Raw genomic sequence first — 14,181 nt, 5'->3', positions numbered from 1 at the left:
AAAAATGAGAGACGAATGCAACTCATCTCTCATTTATGATTTATACAAGTTCTTTATCTAGTTCAATTAACCAATTTTGGTAAAGATTAGATTCAATAGAAATGGCCTTTTGTCCATGCATTTCCCAATTTGATGAAAATTGTTTTAACTGATTGATCATTTCTTCTAAATGTCCCTCCTCTTCTAAAATGATCGATTTTACATTTACTTTACTTCCTATACTGTCCAATACATCCTGATAAATCGGGTAAATTTCATCAGCTCTTACTTCAATCGCATAAGTTACCAGTAAATAGGCTGCAAATTTTAGTTCTTCACCGTTTAGTCCCAGTTCATTTTTCAGGTAACGACAAACTTCGATATCCAGAGAGTTTAAATAGGCGTAACTTGCTTTAGGAGCCAATAAATGTTCATTATTATAATCAGGGCAAAGGGTTGCATCAATTTTACCAATCTGTTTTTTCAGATAGTATGCATGGCGGGCTTCTTCTGCAGCATGTTTTAGAATAATAAGGTTAACATTTTTTTTATGCTCACACGCCGAAATTTTACGAGCTCCGGTATTTTCCATCATCGAAAGCGTATTAAGCCATTTTGCATGTATTTCAGGTTGTTGAGTAATTTTTGTAACTATATTTTCGAGTTGCATAATGGGTTAGATAAATTTGATAAAAACGTTAAGGCTAAAAAATCAATATGTAGTTTAAATGTCTTGAACCTTTAAGTATCTAATTAGGCGCTAAATTATTGCATTTTCATTGAACTTCTTGTCTTAATTCTAAATCTCCAATAATGCAGCTTCAATTTTGTTATACACAAAATCGAGTTCAGCAGCAGTAATACAATAGGGAGGTAATAGGTATAGCACATTGCCCATCGGTCTTAAAATAATTCCGTTTGAAAGGAAATATTCATACAACTTATCTCTTACTTCATTAAAATAGGAAGTGTTTCCATTGGTATTCCAGTCCATGGCTAATATGGTACCACATCGACGCACATCTTTTAGTTTCGGATGATGCTCAATTTTCTGCTTAAATTTTTCATGCTTAGTAGCAATAAGTTGAATTTGTTGCTGTGTTTCAGGTTTAAGTAATAAATCCATACTTGCAAGAGAAGCCGCACATGCTACGGGGTTTGCTGTAAAAGAATGACCATGAAACAATGTTTTAAGCTTGTCATCAGATAAAAAGCGTTCATAAATAGACTCGGCACAAGAAGTTATGCCCATTGGCATGGTGCCTCCTGTTAATCCTTTCGAGAAGCACATCATATCGGGTTGTTCGTTCAGATATTCACATGCAAATAGTTTTCCTGTTCGGCCAAAACCTGTCATCACTTCATCGGCAATGATTAATATCTCCTGTTTCTTGCAAAAACGGATCAGTTCGTTCAGTGGTTCCGGATGGTACATAATCATCCCTCCTGCTCCCTGCACCAAAGGTTCAAATATGAATGACGATAATTGGTTTTTTTGTTCTGAAATCTGTGATTTTAATCGGTCCAGATTTTCAAAGGTGGGCAAGTCAATATATTCAACTTCAAATAATAAACTTTCAAAAGGGTTGGTAAAAGCACTTCGGGCACTTACCGACATGGCTCCGAAGGTATCGCCGTGATAAGAGTTGTTAAAAGCCAAAACTTTTTTCTTTGTTACACCCGAATTGTACCAATATTGAAATGCCATTTTCAAGGCTACTTCAACTGCAGTTGAACCGTTATCCGAATAAAATATTTTAGTTTGATTGGATGGAATTATCTGGGTCAAACGTTCGGCTAGCTCCACAGCACAGGGGTGCGTAAATCCTGCAAAGATTACATGTTCAAGGGTATTTAATTGTTCTGAAACTTTTTGAGCAATATAAGGGTGGGCATGCCCATGAATATTGACCCACCACGAGGCCACTACGTCCATGTATCTGTTGCCATTTTCATCAATAAGATATAAACCTTCTCCCTTTACAATTGGAATAGGCGGCTTGGCGGTTTTCATTTGTGTATAGGGGTGCCAAATAACATTGAGATCGCGTTGAGATAAGGTCATAATAAAAGGGATTTATGGGCTTGAATTTTAGAGTAAAGAAAATTTTTTACTTCAACATATCGAGTATCTTCCACATTTTTTCTCGAATTTCGCGTGGATTACCGTTGAAATTATTAACAATAAACGCAAATAGATAGGTATTGCCGTCCTTAGCGTTTACATATCCGGCATAGGAACGTACTCCGTTTATATACCCATCCTTCATCTTTAATCCATTGCTTTCGGGCAAGGAATTGTAAAAAGAGTTGAACCATGGCTGTGAATATGCATAATATAGAACTTTTGCCATCGAATATGTTGTTACCCTGTTGGCAGGAGAAAGTCCGCTTCCATCAATAATGTTTAATGAGTTTTTATCCAAACCGTTTTGACTCCAAAATTCTTTTTCTATTTCAATGCCGGCTTCAGTTGTGGAGTTTTGTTGCTTTTCTAAAGCAAATGTTCGAATTAATTGCTCTCCATATAGGTTCACACTTTTTTTATTGAACCAATAAACAATCCTACTTAAATCAGGAGAGTGAATATCTAATAGCGTTCGGCTAATGGTTGGTACTGATTTTCCTTCTTTCTGCATTCGGCGAGCAGTGGTAATATCAATTGTTTGAATTAATACCTCTTTTTCCAAAGCGCCTTTTATTCTATACGCACATTCAAAAGCAGGATCAGGTACAGCGGCTGAAATGCTAAGGTTAGTTTCATCTAAGCCAATTTTACCTCTTAAATAACCTTCAGTAGCATAGGGAGCTAAGAATACATAAGCATCATCTCCATCACCTTTTGAGCCGGTTTTTAATTCATTATTCAAGGTGATATAACTCATTTCAGGCTTATAAGATAGTACTTGAACGGAAGAGCCTTTTTCTTTGCCTGCTTTCAATGTAATATCAAATTGGTTTTCCCGCCAGGTTAAAGCAGAAGTCCCAGTGCCATAGTAATTGCCTATATCCTGCCATATCCATCCAACTGGGATTGACTGTGATGAAAATATATTGTCATCGGCTATTAGTTTACCGTCTACTTTTTTTATGCCGATATATTTTACCGCATTGCAAATATTACTTAGCAGCAGATTTTCGTTGGTTTGGTCATAACGCCATGATCCTAATGTAGGGTCCCCGCTTCCTTTGATAATTAAGTCGCCATGTAATACTCCCTCATTATCAATATTACCAGTGTAGCCCAAAACAGTTTTATAATGATAGTTTTCACCAAGTAAGCTTAAGGCGGTAGCAGAGGTTATCGTTTTTAGTGTGGAAGCTGGTGCTAAACCTAAGTCAGGGTTATGGGTGTAAATGGTTGCTCCTGATTGGGCGTTCAAGACAGTTAGCCCAATTGAGGCATATTTAAGCTGAACATCATTGCTGAATACTGTAATAGCTGAGCTAAGCTTTTGCTTTAAGGTTTGTGCAGAAAGAACGTGCGAAAATAGACTGAATAGGAAAAATAAAGTGAATCTATTTAACATGAAATGGATTTAATTGGCAAAAGACTGAATTCGGGTGCGAAGCATGTTTGCTACATGTTTATCAATTGGGAAGGTTAAATCATCAGCCGTAATTTTATTAACTGGCAGCCACCTGAAGCATTGAGCTAATTCTACACGCTCTTTAAAATCGAATGGTTTGTCTACAAGATGAATATCAAGTGGAGAGATATTTTTTACGATATAGTAGATACTGATTAGCTGTCCGCCTCCAAACATTGATTCGAGAAAAAAGTCGGTAGTATAAAAATGATCAATCACTTCTATTTCACATCCACATTCTTCCCAAAATTCGCGTTTTAGGCCATCAATAGTGCCTTCTCCCAGTTCCAATCCTCCTCCCGGGAATTTAGAGAACTCCATTCCATATTCCAACTCATCACTTATTAATACTTCACTTTGTTCATTAATAAGAATGCCGTAAACGCGAACATTAAACTTAGTTATCATAAATACTAAATAAATGAAATTTCAGCAAAAACAGATACAAATGTCGGTATGTAACTAATTTTAAACTTAGGCAAAGTGCTTTTGGTTTTCCATTAACAGGTCAACGGTCCATTTTACTTCTTTTCTATATTGTTCCGATCTTACCGGGCAATTTTCAACACGGCAATAATGGCAACATTGAGGTAAGCAAGGATCGGCATGAATAAAGAATTCAACTCTGCCTTCCGAATCTTTAGCAATCATTTTATCAATGCAGGAAACCTCTTCATGTACCTTTTCCAAATCAAAATACTTAGGAAGGGTGACATGGCAATCAACATGGATATCGGCACCATATTGTTGTATTCTTAAATTATGAATATCAATCCATTCATTACGCCTATTTGTATTAAGCTGATCTACTACCCTGTCCAGAAGTTCAAAATCGGTTTCATCCATTAAACCGGCGATAAATTTTCTAACCAGTTTATAGCCACTATAAATGATGTAAGCTCCTATTATTAATGAAAGAATTCCATCAATATAGATAAAACCCGTTACATAAATTAAGCCAAGTCCAACTATAACTCCCAAACTACTGTATGCATCGGTTTGCAGATGTTTTCCATCAGCTTGTAACGTAATTGAGTTTACTCTTTTCCCATTTTTGACCAGTATATGTCCAAAAATGTAATTAATAAGACCGGTCACAGCAATTAACATTGCTCCCAGTTCCAGCTTCTTTACCTGAACAGGCTCTATTAAAACGAATACAGCTTTTACACAGATGATTACACCTGCAATGAAAATTAAAACACCTTCAAGTCCGGCTGCAAAAAATTCAATTTTACCATGACCATATGGATGGTTTTTATCCTTTGGTTTTGCGGCTAAGTAAATACTATAAAAAGCAAAACAGCTACCTATAATATTGACAATGCTTTCAGCTGCATCAGTTAAAATAACAGTTGATTTGGTAACATAAAAAGCACAAAACTTTGTTACCATTAAAGCAACCGAAATAAAAATGGCTGTAATAATTAAGGTTTTTGGAGTCTTCAAGATGAATAATTAAGGATTATCGGGTACTGCAAAATTATCAATTCAGAAAGATTTTAACCAATGATATATTTTGATTTTAGTGTATTTGCTGAGGTTAATTTGTTATATTTTCAATTAAAACGCTTAAATGTTATAAAATGGATAATTATTAATTGGAAAAAATCAAATTAAAACAACAATGAATTGTAAATTTGTCTATATTTGCAATCTAAGCACAATTTAACAATGAGTATTCAACTGGCAGACCGTATTAACCGATTAGAAGAATCGGCAACGTTATTGATGTCTAAAAAATCTCGTGAACTGGCTTCACAAGGTATTGATGTGATTAATTTAAGTTTAGGAGAACCTGATTTTACCACTCCTAAGCATATTTGTGATGCGGCTAAAAACGCCCTTGATCAAGGTTATACTTATTACACACCAGTTGCCGGATATTTAGATCTTCGTCAGGCTGTTGCGGCAAAACTGAAGCGCGAAAACGGTTTGGAGTATGCTGCTGATCAGATTGTGGTTTCTACCGGTGCTAAGCAATCATTGTCAAATGCTATTTTAGCTTTGGTTAATCCGGGTGAGGAAGTTATTATTCCTACTCCTTATTGGGTTTCTTATTCGGAAATGGTGAAATTGGCTGAAGGTAAAAGTGTTTTCATCCCAACAACGGTTGAAAGTAACTTTAAAATAACTGCAGCTCAATTAGAAGCTGCAATTACACCAAAATCTAAATTATTTATGTTCTCCTCTCCTTGTAACCCAACGGGTTCTGTTTACAGCAAGGAAGAATTGGCTGAATTAGTTAAGGTGTTCGAGAAATATCCAAATATTTATATTCTTTCAGACGAAATTTATGAACACATCAACTTTGGTGATGGTCATGCAAGTATTGCATCGTTTGAGAGCGTGAAAGACCGCGTTATTATCATCAACGGTTTTTCAAAAGGTTATGCAATGACCGGATGGCGTTTGGGCTATATGGCTGCTTCTAAAGCTATCGCTGCAGCTTGCGATAAATTGCAAGGGCAGGTTACTTCAGGTACTTGTTCAATTGCTCAACGTGCGGCCTTGGTAGCTTTAACTGCTGATATGTCACCAACTTACGAAATGCGCGAAGCATTCCGCAAACGTCGTGATTTAGTTTATAACTTATTGAAGGATATCAAAGGGGTTAAAGCTAATTTGCCTGATGGAGCGTTTTATTTCTTTCCAGACGTAAGTTCATTCTTCGGTAAATCGTATGAAGGCAAAGAAATTAAAAATGCCGACGAGTTAAGCTTGTTGTTATTAAGTGAGGCGCATGTTTCAACCGTTGGTGGTGATTCATTTGGCGATCCTAATTCAATTCGTTTTTCTTATGCAACTTCTGAGGAAAAATTGATTGAAGCAATGAGACGTATTTCAGCGTTTCTTGAAAAAGTGAAATAATACTGATTATATTCAATAATAACGCTATTCGTTTATTCGGATAGCGTTTCTTTTTTATAGAACACCTCGTTAAAAATACCTAATTTTAGCCCCTTCAAACTTAAGCCTTTGATGAAAGAGATTTTCAATAAGCTTGCAAAACAAACTGTATTAATTATCGGTGATGTTATGATTGACTCCTATTTATGGGGAAATGTTGATCGCATATCACCAGAGGCACCTGTTCCAATTCTATCAGTAACTAAGAGAGAAAACCGTTTAGGCGGAGCCGCTAATGTTGCACTCAACATTTTGGCAATGGGGGCCAAACCTATTATTTGTTCTGTTATTGGTAACGACGGACATGCTACCACTTTTGATAGTTTGTTGAACGACCAAAACATCTCTAATGCAGGAATAATAAAGAGTGATAACAGAGTAACTACTGTAAAAACAAGACTTATTGGTCACCATCAACAAATGCTAAGGGTTGATTCGGAGGTGATCAAAGACATTACCAAAACCGAGACAGAGCAATTGATTGGCAAGGTTGCCCAGATTATTGATATTGAAAAAGTAGATGCAATTATTTTTGAAGATTACGACAAAGGGGTAATAACGCATAAATTAATTGAAGAAATAGTTGAGCTTGCCCAAGAAAGAAATATCCCTACAATTGTTGATCCCAAGAAGAAAAACTTCCTTCATTATAAAAATGTAACACTTTTTAAGCCTAATCTAAAAGAACTGAGAGAAGGGTTAAAAGTGGATATTGATGCCAAGGATCATCATCAGCTAGTTGATGCAATTGAATTACTAAAGCATAAACTAAATGCGAGTATGGTAATGGTTACCTTATCTGAACAAGGGATTTATATTAACAGCGCTGAGGAAAAGATGCTGATCCCTGCTCATATCAGAGATATTTCTGATGTATCCGGAGCCGGAGATACCGTTGTTAGTGTTGCAGCATTAGGGTTAGCGGCAGGGCTAAAACCTTCTCAATTTACGGCATTAGCCAATTTGGCCGGAGGTTTGGTCTGTGAAAAGCTTGGCGTTGTGCCGGTTGATAAAATGCAGCTATTGGAAGAAGCGAAGAAGCATAAAATATAGCTTTTAAAGAGTTTATTTGAAGATTGAAAATTTGATTGCACAGTTAAATTTCAATCTTCAAATACGATACTAAAATTATTTTGAACGAATAGCTTCTACCGGATCTAATCTTGAAGCTGTAAAGGCTGGAATAAAACCTGCCAGGGTGCCTATAAAGACAGAAATTCCTAAACCTACAATGACATTGCCGATGTTAATGCTAAAGTCAAAACCAATAAGGCTTGTGGCTGCAAAGCTTAATATGAAAACAATGGCCATACCGATGAGACCTCCTACTAAGCAAAGTACAATTGCCTCAATCAAAAATTGAAGAAGGATAAAGAAATTTTTGGCTCCCAATGACTTTTGAATACCAATAATGTGAGTACGCTCCTTAACAGAAACGAACATGATGTTTGCAATGCCGAAACCTCCTACCAAAATTGAAAAGCCGCCAATAACCCAACCAGCAAAATTTAAAACGGCAAATAAACCGTCAATTTGATTAGCTAAAACGGTAATCTTATTAATGGCAAAGTCATCTTCTTCAAGAGGGCTTAGCCTTCTGATGGACCGCATCGCACTTTTCAGCTCAGCCTCAACTTCTTCGTTTGGAATACCAGGCTTACCTTTTAGCATTATACGCGGGTCATTTCGTTCGTCACGTGGGTTAATAATTGTTTTAGCGAAGTTTAAGGGCAGGTAAACACAGTTATCATCTTCGGTAAAGTTTAATATTGAAGTACCTTCTTTTTGAAGAACTCCTATAACCTGTGCCTTAGTAGCGCCAATTTTAACAGTTTTGCCTATTGGATTTTCTCCTTTGAATATACCGTTGGCTATTTCATGTCCTAAAATTGCAAGTGGGCGTCCACTCTGCACTTCATTTTGTGTAAAATATCTACCCTGCTCTATGTTCAACGTATACACTTTATCCATATCATAGGTTACACCTAACATATAAGCGCCTTCTGCAGTATTGCTTTTATATTTAATGGTTTTGCCTGAGGTAACAGTATAAAAGGCTGCAGCATCAACGGTTTCTACTTTAGGCATTAAAGCATTATAGTCTTTTTCATCCACCGGTTTTCTATTGATGAATTTCCACCAAGGGTAATCGTCCTGAAACAGCATTGGCCATTTTTCAATTACCATGGTATTGCTTCCAAGCTTATCAACGCTGGCTTTAACATTTCGTTTTAACGCATCAACAGCGGTTAAAATTGAAATGATAGTTAAAATACCAATAGTAATACCCAGCAATGAAAGAAAGGTACGAAGTTTGTTTGTCCTAAGCGCTTCAAACGCGAAGGCAAAGCTTTCCTTAATTAAACGCAGATAGATCATTTATCAAATCTAATTAATTATCAATGGTAAAGTTAGGTGCTAATGTAAAAATTTACTCATAAAGCATAAAAATAAACTCAAAAGCAATTGGTAATATTGAAGATTTTATGATTCAAAATGCCTATCTTTGCCACATTTTACAAAAATCTAATAATCCTCATATAACATGAAATTATCGCAATTCAGTTTTCATTTACCTGAATCATTAGTAGCTCACAAACCATCGGAAACAAGGGATGAAGCCCGTTTAATGGTATTACATAAAGATTCAGGAAAGATAGAGCACAAAATTTTCAAAGACGTATTGGATTATTTTGATGATAAAGATGTAATGATTTTGAATAACACCAAAGTATTTCCAGCCCGTATGTATGGTAATAAGGAAAAAACAGGTGCACAAATTGAGGTATTCTTGTTGCGCGAGTTAAACAAGGAAATGCGCCTTTGGGATGTTTTGGTTGATCCTGCCCGTAAAATCAGGGTTGGTAATAAGTTATACTTTGGCGATAATGACCTTTTGGTTGCCGAGGTTGTTGATAATACAACTTCTCGCGGTCGTACCATTCGCTTTTTATTTGATGGCACCGATGAAGAGTTTCGTGAAGCCATTGAGATTTTAGGAGAAACTCCTCTTCCTAAATACATTAAACGTAAAGCTACTGCTGAAGATAAAGAGCGTTACCAAACTGTATTTGCTAAGAATGAAGGTGCTGTGGCTGCTCCTACTGCTGGTTTGCATTTTAGTAAAGAGTTATTGAAACGATTGGAGTTAAAAGGAGTTGACTTTGCAGAGGTTACCTTACATGTTGGTTTAGGAACTTTCCGTCCTGTTGAGGTAGAAGATCTGACCAAACACAAAATGGATTCAGAGCACTTCATCATTGAGCAAAAAGATGCAGATATTGTAAATCGTGCAATTGAGCAGAAAAGAAGGATTTGTGCTGTTGGTACAACTTCTATGCGTGCAATTGAGTCGGCTGTTTCAGCAAGTAGAACGTTGAAGGCTGCTAACGAGTGGACAAGTAAATTTATCTTCCCTCCTTATGATTTCAGCATTGCCAACTCAATGATCACCAATTTCCATACACCTGAATCTACCTTATTGATGATGGTAGCTGCATTTGGTGGTTATGAAAACATAATGAATGCTTATGAAATTGCCGTTAAAGAGAAATATCATTTCTATAGCTACGGTGATGCTATGTTAATTATCTAATTTTAATAATTATCAATGTTGAATTATGAATGATGAATGCTTTGTTGTAGAATAAAGCCTTCATCATTCATAATTAAACTCATAATTATACATTGACCTATTACGCAATTATAGTGGCCGGTGGTACAGGTTCCAGAATGGGGGCCAGCGTACCTAAACAATTTCTTGAACTAAAAGGATTGCCTATTCTGATGCATAGTATCAGGGCTTTTTATCAATGGCCTCTGGTACCCAAAATTATATTGGTAATGCACCCAGAATATCACGAACACTGGAAAAAACTTTGCGAAGAACATAAATTTACAACTCCACACACCTTAATTGCCGGAGGTAAAACTCGCTTTGAATCGGTAAAAAATGGATTGTCGTTGGTGAAATCTCCAGGAGTTGTAGCTGTGCATGATGCGGTAAGGCCTTTGGTGAGCCATCAGTTCATTGTTGATCTATTTCAATCAGCGCAAAAGAATGGTAATGCAGTGCCTGCGGTTAAATGTAGAGACTCTATCCGTAAGGTCGAGAACAATATTTCGGTAGCGATTAATCGCGAACATTATTATTTGGTGCAAACACCTCAATGTTTTTCTGCGGAACTTATACTACAGGCCTATGAGCAGGAGTACAAAGAAGAGTTTACGGATGATGCCAGTGTAGTCGAAGCCTTAGGTACAACCATTCTACTTACTGAAGGTGATTACAAGAATATAAAAATCACCTATCCTGAAGATTTGCTATTTGCAGAGGCTATAATAGGTAGATTGTAATATTTTTGTGAATCTGTTGTGCGGGACAGATATTTAATAATTTTAGCTTTGTTAACTAATTCAGGTGTTGAAGCGCTTGTATGGACGCAAAAGAAAAAGAACTCTATCTAGCAATTATAGTTGCAATTGTATTATTCAGTATTATCATTATCTACTTTGTTACTTCATTAATTTTATATCAGCGTCGTTTTATTGCATTACAAAAAGAGCGTATCAATGCTGAAATCAATACTCTTGAGAATGAGCGTCGTAGAGTTGCTTCTGAATTGCATGATGGTATCGGTCCGCTGATTTCTTCTGTAAAGTTGTACATCAATAGTTTAGATGTTGGAGAAGATGATACAGAGATTGTGCATAAGGCCGGGACTTACATTGACGACATTATGCAGAACATTAGGCAAATTTCAAACAACTTGATGCCTAATACCTTAGTTCGAAAAGGGCTGGATGCAGCAATTAAAGAATTTGTTGATAAGGCAGATAATCAAAATGGAATCAAAATCAGTTATTCTTGCGAAATTCCTGAGTTAAGCATTAATAAAGATATGGAGATTAATGTTTTCCGAATTGTGCAAGAAATCATTAATAACACCATTAAGCATTCCGGAGCATCAAAATTGATTATTAAGCTTACTCAGCAAGAAAAAATGCTGCTGTTGCAAACAAGTGATAATGGTAAAGGTTTTGACTTTGAGTCGATGAAAAATAAAGACGTAAGCAAGGAAGGTGGATTGGGTTTGAAGAATCTTGAGAGCCGCGTTGACGTCTTGGGCGGCCAATTATTCCATCAAAGTTCACCCAACAAAGGAGTGGCATTTATTTTTGAAATTCCCATAAATCATTCCACAAATAATTAATTTTGTACATCTATTGAAACAACCTTTGCCTGATGAACTCTACTGAAATTAACATAATTATCGCCGACGATCATGAGATTTTTCGTGACGGTTTAAGTTTGGTTATAAAAAAGGAAAAGGATTTTAACCTTTTGGATCAAGCTGTAAACGGAGTTGATCTAATCAACAAAATCAGTTATCATCGACCACATGTGGTAATTACCGATATTAAAATGCCAACTATGGATGGTATTGAGGCGACTAAAATTATTGTAGATAAGTTTCCTGATGTGAAGGTAATTGCTTTATCAATGTTTGATGAGGATAATTTGATAGCTGATATGTTTGAGGCAGGTGCTAAGGGTTATTTGCTAAAAAACGCCCATAAAAACGAAATTATTGATGCTATAAAAACTGTTTATGATGATGGTAACTATTTTTGCGAAGCGGCTTCAATGAAGTTGGTGAAGATGATTGCTAAAAGTAAACAAGATGCCAAAACTCCTCAAATTGATTTTAACGAACGAGAAAAGGACATCATTAAATTTATCTGTAAACAGCTAACGGCTCAAGAAATTTCTGAGCAGGTTTATTTAAGCAAGCGTACAGTTGAGGGCTACCGTTTGCGTATAATGGAAAAAATGAACGTGAAGAATACAGCAGGTGTGGTAGTTTACGCCTTAAGACATCAACTGATTACCGAAGAAGAGATATTGGAATAAGTTTATACTTACAGGTGACTTAAAAGAACTTTCAATTGTTCATCAATAGGTAATTCTCCGTTTATCCAATTGATAGTAAAGCCATCACGCTCCATTTTTCTGAAATAAGTCATTTGTCTTTTAGCAAACTGACAAATTGCATTTTCCAAGCGATTGGACAGTTCATCATACGATAATTCACCGAGCAAGTACAGCGTAATGAATTTATATTCCAAACCATAGTAAATTATATCTTCTACTGAAATACCTTTGTTCAATAAATCCTTTACTTCTTCAATCATTCCGCTATTCAAACGTTGTTCCAAACGGGTAGAAATCCTTTGTCTGCGAACATCTCTTGAAACATCAATGCCAAACAAAATCGTATTGATTTTGGCATTTGGTTCATTTTTATGTTCATTACTTTGCAAATAGGTTCCAATTTCTATTGCCCTGATTAATCGTTTAGAAGTTGAAATGTCGGCCAACGCTGAATAAGCTGAGGGAGTTTGCTGGTGAATGGCAAGTAATTCTTCCTTTGATTTTGAAATTAAACGGGCTCTCAATGCTTCGTTTACCGGTATGGATGTATATTGGAAATCTTTTAAAATGGATTCAATATATAATCCCGTTCCACCACAAAGTACAGAGAGCTTACCTACTGAGTGAAGTTGCTGATAAACCGTTGAGAAATCACGCTGAAACTCTGATATATTATAGCGCTCTCCCGCATCTTTAATATCGATCAGGTAATATGGAATAGGCTGGCCGTTATAGGTATATTCATTTAAATCCTTGCCCGTTCCGATATTCATATCCTTATAAACCTGGCGTGAATCGCCACTGATAACTGCACTTTTAAGTTCATGAGCTAAACGTACTGCCAATCGGGTTTTCCCAGAAGCGGTGGGTCCCAAAATCACGACTAAATCAGGTTTGTTCATTTTTGAAGTGTTAAGCGATATTTATAGTTCCCTGCATTTTGAATTTGCACATAACCCAATCGATTTAAAAATGCTTGTTCGGTTTCATCGCTGTTTTTTTGCCTTAATAATTCAACAGGCAATTTATGGGTATAATAACGTATCCACTCTCCCTCTTTGAGCCAAAATTGCTGCGCAGGAGTTATTCCCTCACAAATAAACCCTAATTTTTCATAACCCATCCCCTGCGACCATTCACGGTCGGCATAGGTCATTATGTCTCCTGGATTAATCTCTTCGATAAACTGCTTTAACAATTTACTTAAGCCTCCAACCACCGTATTTCCTCTTAAATTGGCAAATCGGATGAGTTCGTAAGATCGATAATTTTCCCCTCTGGTTTTCATTAACCTTCCAGAACTGAAAGAAGCAACGGCTACAAGTTCATCTTTATAAAATAACCCGTACTTGAATTTGGCAGTGGTTATAACATTAAGATGGTTATTCGCTAAAAAAGAGTTAAGCAAATTTTTGTCAATGCGCTTTACTTTGGTAGCCCGACCGTGTATGCGTTTAGTGATTCCTAATATTGACTGAATCCTTGATTGAATCAACTCTTTCTGCGTAATCCATTGATCTTCCCAAATGACAATTACGCGTTGATTCTTATCAGACTCTTCAGGCAGTAAATCAGGTATTGATACACTCTGATCACTATTAGTCAGCTGCACATAGATCAGAGCTAAGTGTTTTGATGGTATGAAGTAAACCGGCAACGAGTTTAAGAAATGAGTTTCCATCATTAACTGGTGAAATGAAACAATTTCTTCAATCCATTGCTTGAAATCTGCTGAACTCAATGTAATGCTTAATTATTGCTCAAAAA

Annotated in this window: 14 protein-coding genes; 6 read left to right on the top strand and 8 right to left on the bottom strand. The window is 36.3% G+C overall.

The features are described from left to right. Nucleotides 1–40: 40 nt before the first annotated feature. From L2B55_RS11170 to L2B55_RS11150, 5 genes are all read right to left on the bottom strand, one after another. Nucleotides 41–649 carry a hypothetical protein gene (locus tag L2B55_RS11170; RefSeq protein ID WP_237845570.1) on the bottom strand — a complete coding sequence of 203 codons (609 nt, stop codon included), beginning with the start codon at nt 647–649 and terminating at the stop codon, nt 41–43. A gap of 129 nt (nt 650–778) precedes the next feature. Next, complete coding sequence (gene bioA, locus L2B55_RS11165; RefSeq protein ID WP_237845568.1) at nt 779–2,044, bottom strand: adenosylmethionine--8-amino-7-oxononanoate transaminase; 1,266 nt, start codon at nt 2,042–2,044, stop codon at nt 779–781. A gap of 46 nt (nt 2,045–2,090) precedes the next feature. Further along, nucleotides 2,091–3,509, bottom strand: a complete 1,419-nt coding sequence (dacB, locus tag L2B55_RS11160) for a D-alanyl-D-alanine carboxypeptidase/D-alanyl-D-alanine endopeptidase (protein ID WP_237845567.1) — start codon at nt 3,507–3,509, stop codon at nt 2,091–2,093. A gap of 9 nt (nt 3,510–3,518) precedes the next feature. Then, on the bottom strand, nt 3,519–3,977 hold the full coding sequence (locus tag L2B55_RS11155; protein ID WP_237845563.1) for an NUDIX domain-containing protein: 459 nt from the start codon (nt 3,975–3,977) through the stop codon (nt 3,519–3,521). Between the two features lie 66 nt (nt 3,978–4,043). Further along, entirely contained in the window at nt 4,044–5,018 is a 975-nt protein-coding gene (locus tag L2B55_RS11150; RefSeq protein WP_237845562.1) for a cation diffusion facilitator family transporter, read from the bottom strand. Nucleotides 5,019–5,243: 225 nt separating this feature from the next. On the opposite strand from L2B55_RS11150, the gene L2B55_RS11145 reads away from it, so the two are divergent. Both L2B55_RS11145 and L2B55_RS11140 read left to right on the top strand, forming a co-directional pair. Then, nucleotides 5,244–6,440 carry a pyridoxal phosphate-dependent aminotransferase gene (locus L2B55_RS11145; RefSeq protein WP_237845560.1) on the top strand — a complete coding sequence of 399 codons (1,197 nt, stop codon included), beginning with the start codon at nt 5,244–5,246 and terminating at the stop codon, nt 6,438–6,440. Nucleotides 6,441–6,551: 111 nt separating this feature from the next. Further along, entirely contained in the window at nt 6,552–7,532 is a 981-nt protein-coding gene (locus L2B55_RS11140) for a bifunctional heptose 7-phosphate kinase/heptose 1-phosphate adenyltransferase (protein WP_237845558.1), read from the top strand. Nucleotides 7,533–7,607: 75 nt separating this feature from the next. Here the strand turns inward: L2B55_RS11140 and L2B55_RS11135 are convergent, their stop codons facing one another. Then, complete coding sequence (locus tag L2B55_RS11135; RefSeq protein ID WP_237845556.1) at nt 7,608–8,858, bottom strand: ABC transporter permease; 1,251 nt, start codon at nt 8,856–8,858, stop codon at nt 7,608–7,610. A 166-nt stretch (nt 8,859–9,024) separates the two neighbouring features. Between L2B55_RS11135 and queA the strand changes: the two genes are divergently transcribed. The 4 genes from queA (at nt 9,025) to L2B55_RS11115 (ending at nt 12,393) form a co-directional block, all read left to right on the top strand. Then, nucleotides 9,025–10,074 carry a tRNA preQ1(34) S-adenosylmethionine ribosyltransferase-isomerase QueA gene (gene queA / locus L2B55_RS11130; RefSeq protein ID WP_237845554.1) on the top strand — a complete coding sequence of 350 codons (1,050 nt, stop codon included), beginning with the start codon at nt 9,025–9,027 and terminating at the stop codon, nt 10,072–10,074. 92 nt (nt 10,075–10,166) lie between these two features. Beyond that, the gene (locus tag L2B55_RS11125; RefSeq protein ID WP_237845553.1) at nt 10,167–10,835 is read left to right on the top strand and encodes a 2-C-methyl-D-erythritol 4-phosphate cytidylyltransferase; all 669 of its coding nucleotides are present in this window, start codon (nt 10,167–10,169) and stop codon (nt 10,833–10,835) included. A gap of 80 nt (nt 10,836–10,915) precedes the next feature. Continuing rightward, nucleotides 10,916–11,692, top strand: coding sequence for a sensor histidine kinase (locus L2B55_RS11120; RefSeq protein WP_237845551.1), 777 nt, complete (start codon nt 10,916–10,918; stop codon nt 11,690–11,692). A 32-nt stretch (nt 11,693–11,724) separates the two neighbouring features. Then, nucleotides 11,725–12,393 (top strand): response regulator transcription factor, encoded by a 669-nt coding sequence (locus tag L2B55_RS11115; RefSeq protein ID WP_237845550.1) that lies wholly within the window; start codon nt 11,725–11,727, stop codon nt 12,391–12,393. Nucleotides 12,394–12,401: 8 nt separating this feature from the next. On the opposite strand, the gene miaA is transcribed toward L2B55_RS11115, so the two are convergent. Both miaA and L2B55_RS11105 read right to left on the bottom strand, forming a co-directional pair. Continuing rightward, complete coding sequence (gene miaA / locus L2B55_RS11110) at nt 12,402–13,316, bottom strand: tRNA (adenosine(37)-N6)-dimethylallyltransferase MiaA (RefSeq protein ID WP_237845549.1); 915 nt, start codon at nt 13,314–13,316, stop codon at nt 12,402–12,404. After that, entirely contained in the window at nt 13,313–14,155 is an 843-nt protein-coding gene (locus L2B55_RS11105; RefSeq protein ID WP_237845548.1) for a hypothetical protein, read from the bottom strand. The genes miaA and L2B55_RS11105 overlap by 4 nt, the downstream gene beginning before the upstream one ends. Between the last annotated feature and the right edge of the window lie 26 nt (nt 14,156–14,181).

It is taken from the genome of Solitalea lacus, from assembly GCF_022014595.1.
In the GTDB taxonomy this organism is placed as follows: domain Bacteria; phylum Bacteroidota; class Bacteroidia; order Sphingobacteriales; family Sphingobacteriaceae; genus Solitalea; species Solitalea lacus.
Note: the sequence above shows the minus strand (reverse complement) of the source record. Positions and strands in the feature narration are given on the sequence as shown.